Origin of the sequence: Rahnella laticis (assembly GCF_015644585.1) — a bacterium.
In the GTDB taxonomy this organism is placed as follows: domain Bacteria; phylum Pseudomonadota; class Gammaproteobacteria; order Enterobacterales; family Enterobacteriaceae; genus Rahnella; species Rahnella laticis.
The window spans coordinates 171,382-188,248 of sequence record NZ_JADOBI010000006.1 but is presented as its reverse complement, the minus strand read 5'-3'; the positions used below and the strand labels follow the sequence as shown (position 1 = coordinate 188,248).

The window sequence follows — 16,867 nt, the reverse complement described above, 5'->3', positions numbered from 1 at the left end:
CAGGCGGGAAGAACTCATGATGAAAAATGCGAGGCGGATCCAAATTGAGAATGATGTTTGAGATGTGAGTTATTGATACGGTGAATAACTTCTTCTGAACCGACGAATTTGCCCGGCCCATTGATTTCCCCTTAACTTGACCGCATGTTAGAAGTTACGTCATCTTTAAGACGACCCGAATTCACGGCGTGGTGCACCTCAGGCGCATCAAACCCACCCGAATTAACGAAGGACTGGCCCTATGACTGAACAGCAAAACGCGTCGAACAATCCGCTCTTAAAACCGTTCTCCCTGCCGCCTTTCTCTGCGATCCAACCTGAACAAATCGTCCCTGCGATGCAATCTGCGATCGAAGAAAGCCGCCAGACGATTGAACGCGTGGTCGCACAAGGCGCGCCTTACACCTGGGAAAATCTGTGCCAGCCGCTGGCGGAAAGCGACGATCGTCTGAGCCGTATCTGGTCGCCGGTCGGCCATCTGAACGCCGTCAAAAACAGCCCGGAACTGCGTGAAGCGTACGAGCAATGTCTGCCAATTTTATCTGAATTCAGCACCTGGACCGGGCAGCACGCCGGTTTGTATCAGGCTTACCGCGATTTAAAAGACAGCGAGCATTTCACAACGCTGTCAGTTGCGCAGAAAAAAGCGATTGATAACGCGCTGCGTGATTTCGAGTTATCCGGCATTGGTTTGCCGGTCGAAGAACAAAAACGTTACGGCGAAATTTCCGCGCGTCTGTCTGAGCTGGGTTCGACGTACAGCAACAACGTGCTCGACGCCACGATGGGCTGGAGCAAGCTGATCACCGACGAGGCCGAGCTGAAAGGCCTGCCGGAAAGCGCGCTGGCGGCGGCGAAAGCGCTGGCCGAATCGAAAGAACAGGAAGGCTGGCTGCTGACGCTGGATATCCCGAGCTATCTGCCGGTGATTACCTACGGTGAAAACCGCGCGCTGCGTGAGGAAATGTACCGCGCGTTCGGCACCCGTGCGTCCGATCAGGGCCCGAATGCCGGTAAGTGGGACAACAGCGAAGTGATGGCAGAAATTCTGTCGCTGCGTCACGAACTGGCGCAACTGCTGGGCTTTGATTCCTACGCTGATATGTCGCTGGCCACCAAAATGGCCGAAAGCCCGAAACAGGTGATTGATTTCCTGAGCGGTCTGGCGACGCGTGCCCGCCCGCAAGGCGAACGTGAGCTGGCGCAGCTTCGCGCTTTCGCCAAAGAACATTTTGGCGTGGACGAAATGGAAGCCTGGGATTTGCCGTTCTACGGCGAAAAACAGAAACAGCATCTGTTCTCCATCAATGACGAGCAACTGCGTCCGTATTTCCCTGAACAGCGCGCGCTGGAAGGGCTGTTCGAAGTGGTGAAACGCATTTACGGTATCACCGCCAAAGAACGCAAAGACGTGGAAACCTGGCACAAAGACGTACGCTTCTTCGATTTGTTCGATGAATCCGGCGATCTGCGCGGCAGTTTCTATCTTGACCTGTACGCCCGCGAACACAAGCGTGGCGGAGCCTGGATGAACGATTACGTCGGCAGCATGCGTAAAGCTGACGGCGAACTGCAAAAGCCGGTCGCGTATCTGACCTGTAACTTCAACGGCCCGGTCGGCAATAAACCGGCGCTGTTTACGCACAACGAAGTCACCACGCTGTTCCACGAATTCGGCCACGGTTTGCATCATATGCTGACCCGCATCGACACCCCGGGAGTTGCCGGGATCGCCGGTGTGCCGTGGGATGCTGTCGAACTGCCAAGCCAGTTTATGGAAAACTGGTGCTGGGAGCCGGACGCGCTGGCGTTCATCTCCGGGCATTTCGAAACCGGCGAACCGCTGCCGAAAGAGATGCTGGATAAAATGCTGGCCGCGAAAAACTATCAGGCGGCGCTGTTTATTCTGCGTCAGCTTGAATTCGGCCTGTTCGATTTCCGTATGCATGCGGAATATGACCCGGCGAAAGGCGCGCAGATTTTGCAAACGCTGGCAGAAATCAAGAAGCAGGTTGCGGTTGTGCCGTCACCAAGCTGGGGCCGTTTCCCGCACGCGTTCAGCCATATTTTCGCAGGCGGTTATGCGGCCGGTTACTACAGCTATCTGTGGGCGGAAGTGCTGTCTGCTGATGCGTATTCCCGCTTCGAGGAAGAGGGGATTTTCAACCGCGAAACTGGGCAGTCGTTCCTCGACAATATTCTGTCGCGCGGCGGTTCCGAAGAGCCGATGGAGTTGTTCAAACGCTTCCGCGGGCGTGAGCCGCAGCTGGATGCTATGCTGCGCCATTACGGTATCAAAGGATAATTTCTGCCTGTGAGTGTGTGTTTACTCTGTGAAGAAGGCGCCGATGAAGGCGCCTTATCTGTTCTGGCGCAGCGCTGGAATCTGACGTCTGATCCGGACGCCGTGATGGCGCTGGTGCTGACGCCTGAGCGTCTGGAATTACGCAAACGCGATGAGCCAAAACTCGGTGCCATTTTTGTCGATTTCGTCGGTGGCACGATGGCGCATCGCCGTAAATTCGGCGGCGGGCGCGGTGAAGCGGTAGCAAAAGCGGTCGGTATCAAAGGCAGTTATCTGCCGGATGTCGTCGATGCCACCGCCGGTCTGGGCCGTGACGCGTTTGTGCTGGCGTCCCTGGGTTGCAAAGTGCGGATGCTGGAACGCAATCCGGTGGTGGCGGCTTTGCTCGACGACGGGCTGGCGCGTGGCTATCGCGATGCAGAAATCGGCCCGTGGTTGCGTGAACGCATGACGCTGCTGCACGCTTCGAGCCTGACGGCGCTCTCTGAGCTTTCGCCAAAACCGGAAGTGGTGTATCTCGACCCGATGTATCCGCATAAACAGAAAAGTGCGCTGGTGAAGAAAGAGATGCGCGTGTTTCAGGGGCTGGTTGGCCCGGACGAAGATGCCGACGGCCTGCTGGAACCGGCGCGCCGGTTAGCGACCAAACGCATTGTGGTGAAACGCCCTGACTATGCGCCCCCGATGGCGGATATCGCCGCGCAGGCTGCGGTCGTCACCAAAAGCCACCGGTTTGATATTTATACGCCGCTGTAAATCCCCATAAAAAAAAGAGGTGCCGCTGGCACCTCTTTCTCATTAAAGCGCAGACATCACGTCTTACGCTTCTTCTTCCTCGTCACGCAATGGCACGATCAGCATGTCGATATGGACGGTGTTGATCAACTGGCGTGCTGAGGACATCAGCTTGCTCCAGAAATCCTGGTGATGACCACACAGCACGAGATCTACGCCGTATTTGTTGATGGCATCGACCAGTACCTGGGCTAAATCACCGCTGCCGCTCAGGGTTTCTGAAATTGGGTAACCGGCGTTTTGCGAAAGCTCGTTCAGCGCGTGGTGCGTTTCTTCGGAAATGCGTTTCTGCATGTCGCCCAGGTTCACGTCAATCAGGCCGGTGTAGAGGTCTGAATAATTCACATCAACGTGGATCAGAGACACTTTGGCGTTGTACGGGCGCGCCATGGAAACGGCTTTCTCGACCAGAACCTTGCTCTCCGGTGACAGGTCTACAGCGATAAGGATGTGTTTGTAAGCCATAGGGAAACTCCTTCCATAAGTCGGTTAATAGCAATATCAGCATCATGCGAATCTCATGAGATCAGTATAGCCCCAAAATGGTTAAAGAAATCAAGCATACAGATCCCATTTCCTAATCTGACAATCTATAGATACAAATAATATGAACACTTACAGATTCGTTTCCTACACTCAATAATGCAGGCTTCTCCTGCTTTAGCATTCTTCTGTGATAAGAAAAGAGGGCGGGCGAAGGTTGCCCGGGGGTGTGAAATCGCGGAAAGGCAGGGCGAAACGTCGGGTGTGCGGCAGATTTTGAGCGGCATTGCGCGGTGTCAGTTCGCCTTGAGGGGGAATCATGATCAGTCCCGTTGCGCTGTTTTGGGCTTTATGTTTTGTGTGTGTGGTGAATATGCTGCGTTATTACTCGTCTTTGCGCGCGTTGCTGGTGGTGCTGCGGGGCTGTGATCCGTTGCTTTATCAGTACGTGGACGGCGGGGGATTCTTTACTTCCCACGGCCAGCCCAGCAAGCAGATAAGACTGGTTCGCTATATTTATGCTCAGCGCTATGTTGAACATCACGACCCTGAGTTTATTCGCCGGTGTGAAAGAGTACGCGGCCAGTTTGTCCTGACGACATGTCTGGTTGGACTGATTCTTATCAGTATGCTGGCCATGTTGATCTGGTACTGACACGCCTAAAGTCGTTGTGAGGAATGTGTGAAAAAGGGAATAAAAAAAGGCGACCTGTTCTGAGAACAAGGCCGCCTTTTTTACCTCCGTGCCTGAGCACGCAGGTTTATCAGATAAGCTTCAGTGCAATCCAGTACAGCACGCCGGAAAGAACAATCGACACTGGCAGGGTTAAAATCCACGCCATCGCGATGTTTTTCACGGTTTTAGACTGAACACCGCCGCCATCCACAATCATGGTGCCTGCAACCGCAGAGGACAACACGTGCGTGGTGGAAACCGGCATACCGGTGTAACTGGCCACACCGATAGATACCGCTGCCGTCATCTGCGCAGACAGGCCCTGAGCGTAGGTCATGCCTTTCTTACCAATCTTCTCACCGATGGTGGTCGCAACGCGCTTCCAGCCAATCATGGTGCCCAGCGCAAGCGCCAGTGCGACCGCGATGATGATCCAGATAGGAGCATATTCGACAGTTTGCAGAATGTCGGTTTTCAGCTCGCCTAAGAAGCGTTTATCCGCCGCGGAGGTTTCCGGCAGCTTAGCGACTTTATCGGCAGTATCAGAAACACACATCAGCAGACGGCGCATGTGGCTGCGTTCTTCCGGTGCCAGATCGCTGTAAGACTGAAGATTCGTCAGCAGTGTCTGCGCACGGCCAATCGCATCAAGCGCGTGGCTGCTGTCGCAATGGAACACTTTTGTCTCATCGGCTGGCGCGATATTGACGTCCGGTGCAGGCACCAGAGGCGTCTGTGCCACAACGTGCGGCACCGCATCAACATGCTGAGAATAATACTGACCGAGGTGCGTCACGGCGTCGCGGGTACGGGCAATGTCGTAACCGGTCGCGCTCATGTTCACCACGAAACCTGCCGGAGCCACGCCAATCAACACCAGCATGATCAGGCCGATACCTTTCTGACCGTCGTTCGCACCGTGAGAGAAACTCACGCCGATTGCGGACAGAATAAGGCCAATACGGGTCCAGAATGGCGGCTTCTTCTTGCCGTCTTTCTTTTCACGTTCTGCCGGCGTCAGGTGGATACGGGCGTGTTTTTTATTCCCGCTCCAGTAACGACGCAGCAGGAAAATCATGGTTCCCGCCATAATCATCCCGACCAGCGGTGAGACGATCAGTGAGGCAAAAATGCCAATCATTTTCGGGATGTTTAACGCATCAACCACCGACGTGTGGGTCATCAGTGCGTTAGTCAAACCCACGCCGATAATGGCGCCAATGAGGGTATGGGAGCTGGACGCCGGCAGGCCAAAATACCAGGTGCCGAGGTTCCAGATGATCGCCGCCAGTAACATAGAGAACACCATGGCAAGGCCATGCGCGGAACCTACATTCAGCAACAAATCGGTTGGGAGCAAATGGACAATGGCATAGGCCACGCTCAAACCACCGAGCAGGACGCCAAAGAAGTTAAATACCCCTGCCATCACGACCGCTAATTGCGAACGCATTGCCCGGGTGTATATGACGGTTGCTACTGCGTTGGCCGTATCATGGAAACCGTTAATGGCTTCATAGAACAGAACAAACAGTAACGCGAGAATCAATAACGAACCGGTATGAATATCCAACCCGGCAAATAGATGCAGCATAATTGTTACGCCAGTTAGTGGTCATGAACGCCGCGCATTATCTGCGAGAACAGGGGGACGGGAAAAGGAAAATATGACATTTTTTTGACTAAAAACAGTTCAATATTTGGCTCTGTTTCAATTAATTTTTTATATATCAAAATCTTATTCCTCCTTTGGGCGCTGAAACATTTACTTACGACGTTCAGAAAACCACCTCTCCGGCTGGTTTAAGGGGCGTCTGTCCCTTACAATCCGCGTCGCAATGCGGCTAAAGCCCATTGGCACAGGGGGAAGCCCTGTCTAAAACGTAGCTGAAATTTTCGTAAAGAGAGGCCAAAAGTGGAACAGGTTGATGTGGTAGTCATTGGTGCGGGTGCGGCAGGCATGTTCTGTGCAGCGCAGGCCGGACAGGGTGGCTGCCGGGTTCTGCTGCTGGATAATGGCAAAAAAACCGGACGCAAAATTCTGATGTCAGGCGGCGGTCGCTGCAACTTCACCAATCTGTACGCCGAACCGGCTGCCTATCTTTCAGAAAACCCGCATTTCTGTAAATCCGCGCTGGCGCGTTACACCCAGTGGGATTTCATCGATCTGGTCAACCGCTATAACATTGCCTGGCACGAGAAAACGCTCGGCCAGCTTTTCTGCGATGATTCAGCGACGCAAATTGTATCGTTGCTGGATAAAGAATGTGAACTGGGGAATGTCGATGTGCGTCTGCGCAGCGAGATTTCAGACGTTCAGAAAACCGAAGATGGCTTTATTATCAAAGTGAATGGCTCAACTGTAAGTACTCACTCACTTGTGATTGCCAGCGGCGGACTTTCCATGCCAGGGCTGGGCGCTTCGCCTTTAGGTTATCGTCTGGCCGAACAGTTTGGCCTGAAAGTGTTACCGACCCGCGCCGGTCTGGTGCCGTTTACGCTGCACAAGCCGCTGCTCGACCATTTACAGACGCTTTCCGGCGTCTCCGTGCCCGCTGTGCTGACCGCGCAGGATGGCACGGTGTTCCGCGAAAGCATTTTGTTTACGCATCGCGGGATGTCCGGCCCGGCGGTTCTGCAACTTTCCAGCTACTGGCAGCCTGGCGAGTTTGTGAGCGTTAACTTACTTCCTGATGTCGATCTGGCGGCGTTTCTCAATGCGCAGCGGCAGGAACACCCGAACCAGAGCCTGAAAAATACGCTGGCGATGCAGCTGCCGAAGCGTCTGGTGGAATGCCTGCAAACGCTCGGGCAACTGCCGGACGTCACGCTGAAACAGCTGAACGTGCCGCAGCAGGCCGAACTGGTTGAGCAATTGCAAAACTGGCAGGTCCAGCCGAACGGCACCGAAGGTTACCGCACGGCGGAAGTGACGCTGGGCGGCGTCGATACGCGCGAACTTTCCTCCAAAACCATGGCCGCGGCAAAAGTGCCGGGTCTGTATTTTATCGGCGAAGTCGTGGACGTGACCGGCTGGCTGGGCGGATACAATTTCCAGTGGGCGTGGAGCTCCGCCTGGGCGTGCGCGCAGGATCTGATTTCCCGACCGAAAGGCGCGAAATAGCCACATGACAGGGGGATTTCACCGTTTCTTCATTTTACTCCCCCTGTTTCTGACATCCTGCGGAACGTTATCCGACATGCAGGTGAAAGAGCATCCCGACGCCGTGCGGGCGCTGGCCTGTTCGGGCGATCTCGATGAGATGGTTAATGGCGTTGTCCGCCAGTATCAGAAAAAAGAGAAAGCTGCGGGCCTCGCGATAGGCATTATCAGAAACAACGGCGAGGCCAGAACCTGGGGCTACGGCTACACCAATTCCACCCACAGCTACAAAATTGACGGGGAAACCCTGTTCGCGCTGGGTTCTGTCAGTAAAGGCGTGACCGGCGAAGTGGTGGCCGGGCTGGTCAATAAAGGCCAGCTGCGCTGGGACGATAAACTTTCTGATTTGCTGCCGAAAAATATCCCGCTGAGCGAGGATGCAAAAAACATCACGCTGTTGCAGCTGGCGACGCACACGTCCGGCCTGCCGCGACAAAACATGAATAAAGATATGCTGGAGAGTTTTCTCCGCTATCTCTACACCGGCGACAACTTCTATCACGAGCTGGACAGCGATTCCGTCGTCAACGATCTGTCCGGGTTTAAAAAGCCTGAAAAGCGCGAGCCGCAGTATTCCAATTTAGGCTACGCGCTGCTGGGCTACATTCTCAAACTGAAAACCGGCGAAGACATCCAGCAGCTGTCTTATGATTTCATTTTCCGTTCGCTGAAGATGGATAACACCAGTTTTTATGCGACGCGCCTGAAGGACTATCCTTACCGCGCCATCGGCCATGCGGGTGATCAGCCAAAATTTATCCCGCGCGGCGAAGTGGTGCCTGACTGGCATTTCTCCAATAACATGGTGGCCGCCGCCAGCCTGTACAGCAATGTGGATGATCTGCTGAAGTATTTGCGTGCCCATATCAACGGCTCGCGAAACGGCGACCTTAATCTGGCGATCAGCGCCACGGAAAAAGTGTATTTCCAGCGGAATATTGAAGCGGCCAATATTGCCTGGGTAACGGATCATATTAATAATCAGACGATTACCTATCAGGTCGGCTATATCGGCGGTTATTCCAGTTATATTGGTTTTGATAAAAAACATCAGAATGCCGTGGTGGTATTACAAAACACGTTTAACTGGAGCAATTATATTGGTCATGATCTTTTACTGAGAATGGCGATGGCCGATGATTATCGTGGGAAGTGTCATTGATATTGTTTTCATGAATGCGCGGACGCTGAATAATCTGAAGGGTCTGTGTAAATTAAGATTTTTACATATTAGAATTCTGACGGGTGGGCTGTTTCATAACAGTTTTATTGTTTCTTTTCGACAGTCTTGCGCCGAATCAGATATTTCTTTTCCGAAAATAATATAACCTGCCTGAAAATTATCACGCCCTGCGGGGACTCTCTCTTAGCAAAGGACTGTTATGTTCTCTCTGACTCGTAAAAAAAACGCCTGCCTTGCTGGTTTACTGATGTTGTCCGGCGCAGCCGTTGCCGCTGATCCCGCGCCGGTCGTCACCCCGGAACCTGCCGTAACGTCGGCGCCTGCTGTTCCCGCTGAATCTGCTCCGGCAGCGCCTGAAAAACCGGCGCCTGCTGTTTCCGCCGAAGCTGCACCGGCAGTGCCTGAAAAACCGGCTCCTGTTGTTTCCGCCGAAGCTCCTCCGGCAGCGCCTGAAAAACCGGCGCCTGTTGTTTCCGCCGAAGCTGCTCCGGCAGTGCCTGAAAAACCGGCTCCTGTTGTTACTGAAACCCCGGCTCCGCTGACGACTTTACCGACATCGGCAGCCACCGTTCCTGCGGTGAAAGAAGAACCGAAAGCGCCGGTGAAACCAGCGTTCAGCCTCGACAGTGAAGAGCAGAAACGCGCTTACGCCAGCGGTGTCGCGATGGCGCGTTACATCGAAGAACAGATTGAGCAGCAGAAGGCGCTGCACATCACCATGAGCAAAGAGATCATGCTGGCCGGGATCGCCGACACCTTTAATAATCAGGTGAAAATGAGCGATCAGGACATTCACACGACGCTGACGGCGTTTGATGAACAGGTCAAAGTCCTGACGAAAGCGGAAATGGATAAAAAGAGTGCCGCGGATAAAGCCTTCCTGGCTGATTTCGCCAAACAAGATGGCGTGAAAAAGACCAAACAAGGTTTGCTGTATCTGGTTAAAAACAAAGGTGAGGGCAGCATTCTCAAAGATACCGACATGGTAGAGGTCGGTTATCAGGGCAAACTGGTGGACGGCACCATCGTAGACGGCCCGCAGGTTGAGAATGCTAATCAGGTCTTCCGCGTGGCGAATATGCCGCCGGTTCTGCGCGACAGCGTAAAACTGATCCGCAAAGGTGGTGAGATTCAGGTGGTCATTCCGCCTGCTGCCGTTGAAAACGCCAGTGACGCCAAACGGCCGGACGTAGTGGTGATTTACACCATTACCGTAGTGGATGTGAATAAAGCGCAGTAATCCCGATTAATAAGAAAAGGCGCCTTTGTTTATACAGAGGGCGCCCTTTTTTTATGTCAGAAAAAGGGATTCAGCCCTGGTGCACCGCGATATAGCGTTCAAACTTAGACGGTTTCAGCTGACTGAGATCCACCAGAACCAGCCCGTCGATGCAGTGGTTGAATTCCGGGTCGCTGCCGAAATCAATAAACTGCACGCCGCCGGTTTCGCAAAGTTCTGAATACTGCTTATACAGCGCCGGAATACTGCAACCGAGGTTTGCCAGCAGACGTTTCAGGCGCTGCAAATCTTCCTGATAGTCATCACCGCAAAACTGTGCGAGCACGTCGGGCAAAGACGCCGGATAAGGGCGGCGCGACGTCGCCAGCGGCAGTGCGGGCGCGAAATACAGGCGATAGAAGGCGACCAGTAAATCGCGTGCGGCCAGCGGTAATCCCCCCGAAATCGACACCGGGCCAAACAGGTAACGCGTTTGCGGATATTTCGCCAGATACGCGCCGATGCCGAGCCATAAATAATCCAGCCCGCGTTTGCCCCAGTACGCGGGTTGAATAAAGCTGCGTCCGAGTTCAATGCCCTGCGCGAGAATCGGGTCCATCTGATGGCCGTACTGGAACAGGCTCTGGCTGTAAATGCCGTTCAGACCTTTGCTGGCAACCTGTTCGGCGGTCGAGATAAACCGGTAAGCGCCGACGATTTCCAGCGCCTGCGGATCCCACAATACCAGGTGATAATAATCGTCATCGTAACCGTCGAGATCGCGTCGACGGCCGCTGCCTTCGCCCACTGCACGGAACGCAATTTCGCGCAGCCGCCCCAGTTCGCGCAGGATCGGCACGTAATCTTCGCCGTGGCGGCGATAGAGGTAAATCATTTTGCCGTCGGGCGTTTTACCCAGCACTTCACTGGCTTCCAGCGCGTGTTTCAGCACGGCGCGGTCTTCGGCGCGGGCAATCGACGTTTCGGTATGAAACAGCTCAGGCTTTCCGCTGCCAAGGCGATAAACGTGTTTTCTAAAACGCGCGGCCAGATCGCCCGCCGTCATTTGTCCGTCGTGCCAGCTGGAATAAGGAATACGCGCGCCGATTTTCAGCGTGAGGCTGTTGCCGCGTTGACCGAACATTTCATGAACCAGCAATAAGGTGCTGAGCGGGCGGTAAATCATTGAGCTAAGATAAAATAGTGCGCTGTTGCTGCCGCCGATATGCACCGGAACCACCGGAGCACGGGCTTTGGCGGCAAGGCGGATAAAACCGGTATGCCATTTTCCGTCGCGTACGCCTTTGGTACTCATGCGCGACACTTCACCGGCCGGGAACACAATCAGCACGCCCTGATTCGCCAGATGCTCCTGCATCTGCGTGACCTGGTTGCGGCGGGTGCGGTTGCCCATATTATCAACCGGGATCATCAGGCTGCCGAGCGATGTCACCAGCGACAATATCTGGTTCGCGACCACTTTGACGTCAGGGCGTACAGACGCCACCGCGTGCAGCAATGCCAGCCCGTCGAGCGTCCCGATCGGATGGTTGGCGACGATAACCACCGGCCCGTAGCTTGGGATTTGCTCCCGATCGCGTTCCGTCAGTTCACAGCGAATATTAAAATGCTCAAGCACCTGTTCGGCCATATCAATGCCTTTCAGATGCTGATGTTGTTCGGCAAAACGATGGAATTCTTTTTCGCGGAACAGGGCTTTTAAGAGACGGCGTTGCCAGGAAGGGGTTTTGTGCTGCGGGTCGAGATCCTGAAACAGGGTATCCATGCTGAACATAGGATGTCCTCCGGTTGAAGTCATCTGACCATAGTCAGCCGGTGTGACAGTGATGTGTCAGCGAAATGACAGAATAACGAACCTTTCCGGCGCAGAATTATTTCCGTATAGTGCCCGCGCCGGACTATAGTGTGTAGGTAAACTCAACAATTCAGGGGAAAGGGTACGTAAAATGGATAAAAGGCCTGTTCCTGATTTATTAACCCCGATGCTCAAGCCGATTGAGACCATTAATACCCTTATTACGGCATTTCGGACGGCGTCGGCTCCCCTTGATATAAAAGCAAAAGATTCCGTTGTTCAAATTCAGCCTGAGAACGCTGAGGCGCGAGTTATTCTGATTCTAGACGGCGCGTTGAATATTTACCGTACCGCCGATAATTTGCGATTTGTGAGAGCCGCTGCGCCTAATTTATTTGGGATGCAGGGATCCCCTTTTCGCAATAACCTTTATCAGTTCAGGAGCGAAAAGGGCGCAGTGCTCGAGACGCTGCCTTATTCCCGCGCTGTAGAGCTTGTCAGCGAACATCAGCTGTTCAAAGAAGTACTGGATTTCCAGACGTACCTCAGTGATTTTCAGGCCTACCGGACCAATTTGCTGATCAGCAAATCAACGTACCAGATCGTCTGCGCATTTCTCTTCGAACTGGAAATGATGCCGCCGGAACAGCGGCTGCGTACCAGTGTTTTTAATTATATTCACGAACATACTCACCTGGCCCGGAGCGGGGTAATGAAGATTTTGTCCGATCTTCGCCAGGGTGAATATATTAATATTGAGAATGGCAAACTTGTTGCGATCCTCAAAAAATTACCGCGTGAATATTGAAATACGTACGACGTATTTTTAATTTACCAGACAGGCAACACCTTCACTGGCTGTTTGACGGTTAGATGTTATACGACCGTCATCAATATACATATAGTAAGCACTATCCCCTCCCCATTCATCTGAAGACCAGAAAACGATGCCAGAATATTGCGCGTTTTGTTGAGATATATCGCCCCATTCCTGCCATAAAGCATCTGCTGGGATCTTTCTCAAATTTTTTGCAGTAGATAAATGGTCGGAGTCAGGCAAGGTATATCCCTGAGATTCGCACCAGTCTTTTGCATCCTGCCAGTTCATTTTTACGGTGCTGAAAATAAAGAATTCGGACGGATTAAATTTTATACGCGCAATGGCTTTGTCATTTCTGGCCTGTATCGTGACCGGGCCTTTTGTCAGAAAAGTCACCAGCCCGTCCTGAGTGACGGTGGCGACGTTTTTATTGCTACTTGCCCAGATAATCTGAGATTCCGGGTTGTCCGTTTCCAGCTGAACTTCTGCGCCAACCCAGCCGGTATGCAGAATTTTATCCGGGCTGACCGTTTTACTTTCACTGGTACCGGGCGCGACAATATAGTCTGTAAAATTAACAGAGTGCGGGTTGACCGGCCCTTCGATAATATTATCGTTGTCATCATAAGCACTAATATCGGTAACAGTAATAGCGTCTCCGCTACGGGGAATACCCGTTTGCGTTTTAGGTTGTAACGCCACGCTAATATCGCAGCCATAATCTGCTGAAGTAATCGTGTAGCTGTTAACCTGCGTCGCCAGTACACGCGAGCCTTTGGTCGGGTGATCGCAGGTCCAGACGATGGACGCCAGCGTGGCATCGGCATCGCCTTCGTTATCCTGTAATTCCCACGTCAATGTGACGATATCGCCATCATCGAGCTCATCGCTGTCGTCGTGTTCGCTGATTTTTTTGAAATCGACTTTATTGCTGTCACCGGCATTATTTTTGATGACCGGAGGGGTGCCATTCAAAATACCCGTCGCTGCCGTCATGAAATCACCGGCCTGTGGCTCCGTTGCCTCAGCCCGACAGTGTGTACTGAAGGCAAGTATTATCAGGAGAGAAAGCCCTGATAACTTGAAATATCGTGAAAACATAATGTCATCCTGATTATTTGAGCCTGAACATGCTCAGAGGATGTGAAAAGTTGAGCACTTTCGTGCCCAACTTTTCTTAAGTAACGCTTTAAATGAAATCGTTACTCTTCCGGGTTAATTATTTCCTGACGGATTTAACGGTTCTTACTGATTTCAGTAATGGAGAGTAATCAACTTTCAGGCTGTAACCCTGAACACCGTCTGCGCCGGCGGTCGCGAAGATACCTTTCGCCAGGGTATTCGTAGCAGGAATAACCAGATCTTTGCCGTTCGTTGCAGGGACCGCATAACCGCCCGCTGTGTTGGTAGTTGCGCTGTTGCCTTCGAAGAACCATTTGTAGGTGTAGTTGCTGGTTGCTTCCAGTTCGCCCGCATCCCACGTGCCGTTATTGTTGGCGTCATACCAGGCTTTGAACTGGTAAGTGTGGCCGACCAACAACTGGCTGTTTGCCTTACCGATCAGGTTGACGGTTGGTGCGGTCGCATCAACAATCTCTACGCCAACCTTGCCGCCGACGATCGGGCCGTTCGGGATCGCATCCGTCGTATCGTTGGCGCTGACGTCTTCGATAGTAATAACCTGACCTTTTGACGGCATACCGGTCGAGGTTTGTTCGGTAATTTCTGCCCCCAGATAGCGGCCTGCATCAACCGCCGCGATGGTATAGGAATCCTTACCGTCGTTGGCTAATGCAGTTTTATCGGCACCTTTACCGTCGCTGGTGGTGAACCATTTGATGGTGGTTTTACTGCCGTCAACGTCGCCTTCTGCGTCTTTAAATGTATAATTTAACGTGATTTTATCGCCAGGAGTCATCGCTTCTGTCGAACCGCTTTCGTGTCCGTTCGAGAAGGAAACGCTGTGGTCTGACTGGCCTGCGTCGGTACCTTTCAACACCGGCACGGTCCCGATCAGCTGACCGGCAGAATCCGTCATATCAGCTAAAGCAACGTGTGAGCAGCCGGCAAATAACAGGCTGGCCAGAAGGGTTTTATTAAACTTTGTCATATCAATATCACTCTGTAAGTTTGTATTCAGTTAACGTTCAAATAAATTTCGCCAGGTTTAATTGGCGGAGAGACTTTTAAGAAGCTTTGAACCTGCATCTGAAAGCTCAAAGTCTGCTTTTAATTCAAATCCCTGAATTCCGCTTTTTCCTGCCGATGCTAATACGGTATTGGCTTGCGCATTGGTATCCGGAATAACCAGATTGTGGTTATCGGTATTACTATTTGCATAGCCGCCTTTTTCGCCTTGCGGATTAATTCCGTCAAACAGCCATTTATAATTCACCAGAGAAATAATCGGTGTCTTGTCTGTATCAGAAATAGTTTCGCGATCTGTCGGATCCCATTGCCCGTTCTTATTACTGTCATAAGCCACCCTGAACTGATATTCGTGACCTAACAAAAGCTGATTGCCTTTTGTTGCGGTCAGATTCACATCCGGATTTTGTGTATCCACAATGGCCGTGACGATTTCTTTATTTCCGGCATTAAAGTCCACCAGAACCTGATTTGTTTGCTGGTTTTCATGATCGGCCGGTGTGGCAATAATCGAGAAAATACCTGGCAGCGTACTGGCAATGGTTGATTTCCCTTTATCCGGAGAATTCACGTAATAAAGGTCGCCGGTATTTTTATCGCAATCCTCTCTGGAGGCGTGGATTTTAATTTCATGCTCATGATTTTTATCTGCAACGGCATAAGCATGGAAATTCATGTTCAGGTTTTCGCCGGTCAGCGCCGTCGTTTCGCCCTGTAACCCGGAAACTTTCGCGCCAGTGGCTTCCAGATCGACCGTGTCTTTGCCATTTGCGCTGCGTTTCACGGCTTTATCACTTTGCGGATCGTTTTTAATCGCCAGCTGATAACTGACCGGCGCTTCGGACACTTTAATTTTCACCACATTGGACTGCTTGCTGTCGCCTTTATCATCGCTAAAGGTCACCGCTAAATCGTATTCGTTAGCGTGCGGGTCTTTCGAGCTGACCCACGCCGGGAACGTCAGCGTCCAGTGGTTATTGTTACCGGCACTGATGTTCGATGACGGTGACAGCGCCGGTAAGGCCAGCGTATTTTCGGCAGAATATCCGCCAACCGGCACCCACCGCGCCGATGCAATTTTGCGGTGAGATTTAATGTCCGCATTCAGCGTCCAGTGACATCCTTCGTAAGCCTGTGCCTCATCGGGGTCATCGCCCAAAATACATTGCGGCGCGGTGCTGGTCGGTTTGAGGTAGACGTCGATATCGAGATCTTTAACTTCACTGTATTCCAGCACGATATCGTTGTTGCGATCGACAAAGTCCATCCGGCTGCCCGCCAGCGTACGCATATCGGCAACCGCAGAGGTGTCCAGCTGTTTAGAAAGAGGGGTACCGATGTGATAATCAAAACTGACATTAGCAGTCAGTTCCTTCTCGCCAGAATCACCCTGTTTATAACCGGCACCCATCGTCACTAATGGCACCGGCGTATAGTCTACGCCCAGCGTCACAGAGGATGGATCTTCCTGGAGATTGTCGGTGCCAAAAAGCGCGACCTGATCGCCATAATATTGTTCGTAAATAAGCGATGAACCTAATTGCGGATAAAAAGGTAAATAGGTCTGGAGACGGACATCCCAGCCCTGAGCCGGACGTTCTTCGTAATTATCGAAGTCCGCTGACGCTTTCCACTTAGACAAAGGAATATAATAGTTTCCGTTAATTTTTAAGAAATTCGTCCACACTTCTGAACCAAGACTTCCCCGGCGGTGACTACGGCTGATGTCATAATCATAGAAAGTATTCACCCCCAGCATCCAGTCTTTACTGACGTTATATCGAACGCCTGCACCGATATTGGCGATATTACGGCCATCTTTACTGTGCGCTGAAAATTGGTTAAAAATTAGCGTACTTTCACCGGCATACCAGGGAATTAAATAATCCAGTGATGAACCGTCCAGGTTGCCGTCATCGCCAACATTCAGCGTCGTTTTGATATGGCCGTAAGGCGACAACAATTGCTCCGCCTGTGACTGCACGGCCTGGGTCGCCGCGCCTTTTCCGTACTGATACAGCTGACTTTTCGCGCCTTCGACGCTGAGATTTTGGAAGCCTTGTTGCGCTTCATTTGTTAAAACCTGTGCAGATTTATTCCCGAGAGTCTGACTAACGCTTTCATTATTACTGGCCGGAGCCTTGTCTGAAAATACATCCTGGCTGCCCAGCGTTGGAAGGATGAAACCTTCTTGTGCGCAGACAGGAAAGCTCATCAAAATACAAAGTATGATCTTTATATATTTAAATGGCGTATGTT

General features: G+C 52.1%; 13 protein-coding genes. 7 read left to right on the top strand and 6 right to left on the bottom strand.

The genetic code is table 11. The features are described 5' to 3' along the window. Nucleotides 1–241: 241 nt before the first annotated feature. Together prlC and rsmJ are read left to right on the top strand one after the other, a co-directional pair. On the top strand, nucleotides 242–2,305 hold the full coding sequence (gene prlC / locus IV433_RS15070; protein ID WP_195814818.1) for an oligopeptidase A: 2,064 nt from the start codon (nucleotides 242–244) through the stop codon (nucleotides 2,303–2,305). A 9-nt stretch (nucleotides 2,306–2,314) separates the two neighbouring features. Beyond that, nucleotides 2,315–3,061 (top strand): 16S rRNA (guanine(1516)-N(2))-methyltransferase RsmJ, encoded by a 747-nt coding sequence (gene rsmJ, locus IV433_RS15065; RefSeq protein ID WP_104923726.1) that lies wholly within the window; start codon nucleotides 2,315–2,317, stop codon nucleotides 3,059–3,061. Nucleotides 3,062–3,124: 63 nt separating this feature from the next. Here rsmJ and uspA read toward each other — a convergent pair whose 3' ends face one another. Beyond that, nucleotides 3,125–3,565 (bottom strand): universal stress protein UspA, encoded by a 441-nt coding sequence (gene uspA, locus IV433_RS15060; RefSeq protein ID WP_014333460.1) that lies wholly within the window; start codon nucleotides 3,563–3,565, stop codon nucleotides 3,125–3,127. A 337-nt stretch (nucleotides 3,566–3,902) separates the two neighbouring features. Between uspA and uspB the strand changes: the two genes are divergently transcribed. Beyond that, nucleotides 3,903–4,238: a universal stress protein UspB gene (gene uspB, locus IV433_RS15055; RefSeq protein WP_195814817.1), complete on the top strand. Its 336-nt coding sequence runs from the start codon at nucleotides 3,903–3,905 to the stop codon at nucleotides 4,236–4,238. Nucleotides 4,239–4,347: 109 nt separating this feature from the next. Here uspB and pitA read toward each other — a convergent pair whose 3' ends face one another. Further along, a complete protein-coding gene (pitA, locus tag IV433_RS15050; protein WP_152327584.1) occupies nucleotides 4,348–5,853 on the bottom strand; it encodes an inorganic phosphate transporter PitA in 1,506 nt (501 codons plus the stop codon). Between the two features lie 321 nt (nucleotides 5,854–6,174). Here pitA and IV433_RS15045 point away from each other — a divergent pair, with 321 nt between their 5' ends. The 3 genes from IV433_RS15045 to IV433_RS15035 all read left to right on the top strand — a co-directional run bounded on the left by IV433_RS15045 (nucleotide 6,175) and on the right by IV433_RS15035 (nucleotide 9,845). Further along, on the top strand, nucleotides 6,175–7,383 hold the full coding sequence (locus IV433_RS15045) for a BaiN/RdsA family NAD(P)/FAD-dependent oxidoreductase (RefSeq protein WP_195814816.1): 1,209 nt from the start codon (nucleotides 6,175–6,177) through the stop codon (nucleotides 7,381–7,383). 4 nt (nucleotides 7,384–7,387) lie between these two features. After that, entirely contained in the window at nucleotides 7,388–8,584 is a 1,197-nt protein-coding gene (locus IV433_RS15040) for a serine hydrolase domain-containing protein (protein ID WP_195814815.1), read from the top strand. A gap of 220 nt (nucleotides 8,585–8,804) precedes the next feature. After that, nucleotides 8,805–9,845 carry an FKBP-type peptidyl-prolyl cis-trans isomerase N-terminal domain-containing protein gene (locus IV433_RS15035; protein WP_195814814.1) on the top strand — a complete coding sequence of 347 codons (1,041 nt, stop codon included), beginning with the start codon at nucleotides 8,805–8,807 and terminating at the stop codon, nucleotides 9,843–9,845. A gap of 70 nt (nucleotides 9,846–9,915) precedes the next feature. Here the strand turns inward: IV433_RS15035 and IV433_RS15030 are convergent, their stop codons facing one another. After that, complete coding sequence (locus IV433_RS15030) at nucleotides 9,916–11,619, bottom strand: lysophospholipid acyltransferase family protein (RefSeq protein WP_195814813.1); 1,704 nt, start codon at nucleotides 11,617–11,619, stop codon at nucleotides 9,916–9,918. 172 nt (nucleotides 11,620–11,791) lie between these two features. Here IV433_RS15030 and IV433_RS15025 point away from each other — a divergent pair, with 172 nt between their 5' ends. Continuing rightward, nucleotides 11,792–12,448 (top strand): helix-turn-helix domain-containing protein, encoded by a 657-nt coding sequence (locus IV433_RS15025; RefSeq protein ID WP_195814812.1) that lies wholly within the window; start codon nucleotides 11,792–11,794, stop codon nucleotides 12,446–12,448. 18 nt (nucleotides 12,449–12,466) lie between these two features. Here IV433_RS15025 and IV433_RS15020 read toward each other — a convergent pair whose 3' ends face one another. From IV433_RS15020 to IV433_RS15010, 3 genes are all read right to left on the bottom strand, one after another. After that, on the bottom strand, nucleotides 12,467–13,456 hold the full coding sequence (locus tag IV433_RS15020) for an Ig-like domain-containing protein (protein WP_195814811.1): 990 nt from the start codon (nucleotides 13,454–13,456) through the stop codon (nucleotides 12,467–12,469). Nucleotides 13,457–13,679: 223 nt separating this feature from the next. Further along, the gene (locus IV433_RS15015) at nucleotides 13,680–14,570 is read right to left on the bottom strand and encodes a SinI family autotransporter-associated protein (RefSeq protein WP_195814810.1); all 891 of its coding nucleotides are present in this window, start codon (nucleotides 14,568–14,570) and stop codon (nucleotides 13,680–13,682) included. Between the two features lie 57 nt (nucleotides 14,571–14,627). Continuing rightward, nucleotides 14,628–16,823, bottom strand: coding sequence for an inverse autotransporter beta domain-containing protein (locus IV433_RS15010; protein ID WP_195814809.1), 2,196 nt, complete (start codon nucleotides 16,821–16,823; stop codon nucleotides 14,628–14,630). Between the last annotated feature and the right edge of the window lie 44 nt (nucleotides 16,824–16,867).

What these genes read in the sequence shown, in the direction of transcription:
- prlC (WP_195814818.1), top strand. Translation starts at nt 242, where the DNA reads ATGACTGAACAGCAAAACGCGTCGAACAATCCGCTCTTAAAACCGTTC.
- uspA (WP_014333460.1), bottom strand. Translation starts at nt 3,565, where the DNA reads ATGGCTTACAAACACATCCTTATCGCTGTAGACCTGTCACCGGAGAGC.
- uspB (WP_195814817.1), top strand. Translation starts at nt 3,903, where the DNA reads ATGATCAGTCCCGTTGCGCTGTTTTGGGCTTTATGTTTTGTGTGTGTG.
- pitA (WP_152327584.1), bottom strand. Translation starts at nt 5,853, where the DNA reads ATGCTGCATCTATTTGCCGGGTTGGATATTCATACCGGTTCGTTATTG.
- IV433_RS15040 (WP_195814815.1), top strand. Translation starts at nt 7,388, where the DNA reads ATGACAGGGGGATTTCACCGTTTCTTCATTTTACTCCCCCTGTTTCTG.
- IV433_RS15035 (WP_195814814.1), top strand. Translation starts at nt 8,805, where the DNA reads ATGTTCTCTCTGACTCGTAAAAAAAACGCCTGCCTTGCTGGTTTACTG.
- IV433_RS15030 (WP_195814813.1), bottom strand. Translation starts at nt 11,619, where the DNA reads ATGTTCAGCATGGATACCCTGTTTCAGGATCTCGACCCGCAGCACAAA.
- IV433_RS15025 (WP_195814812.1), top strand. Translation starts at nt 11,792, where the DNA reads ATGGATAAAAGGCCTGTTCCTGATTTATTAACCCCGATGCTCAAGCCG.
- IV433_RS15020 (WP_195814811.1), bottom strand. Translation starts at nt 13,456, where the DNA reads ATGACGGCAGCGACGGGTATTTTGAATGGCACCCCTCCGGTCATCAAA.
- IV433_RS15015 (WP_195814810.1), bottom strand. Translation starts at nt 14,570, where the DNA reads ATGACAAAGTTTAATAAAACCCTTCTGGCCAGCCTGTTATTTGCCGGC.
- IV433_RS15010 (WP_195814809.1), bottom strand. Translation starts at nt 16,823, where the DNA reads ATGAGCTTTCCTGTCTGCGCACAAGAAGGTTTCATCCTTCCAACGCTG.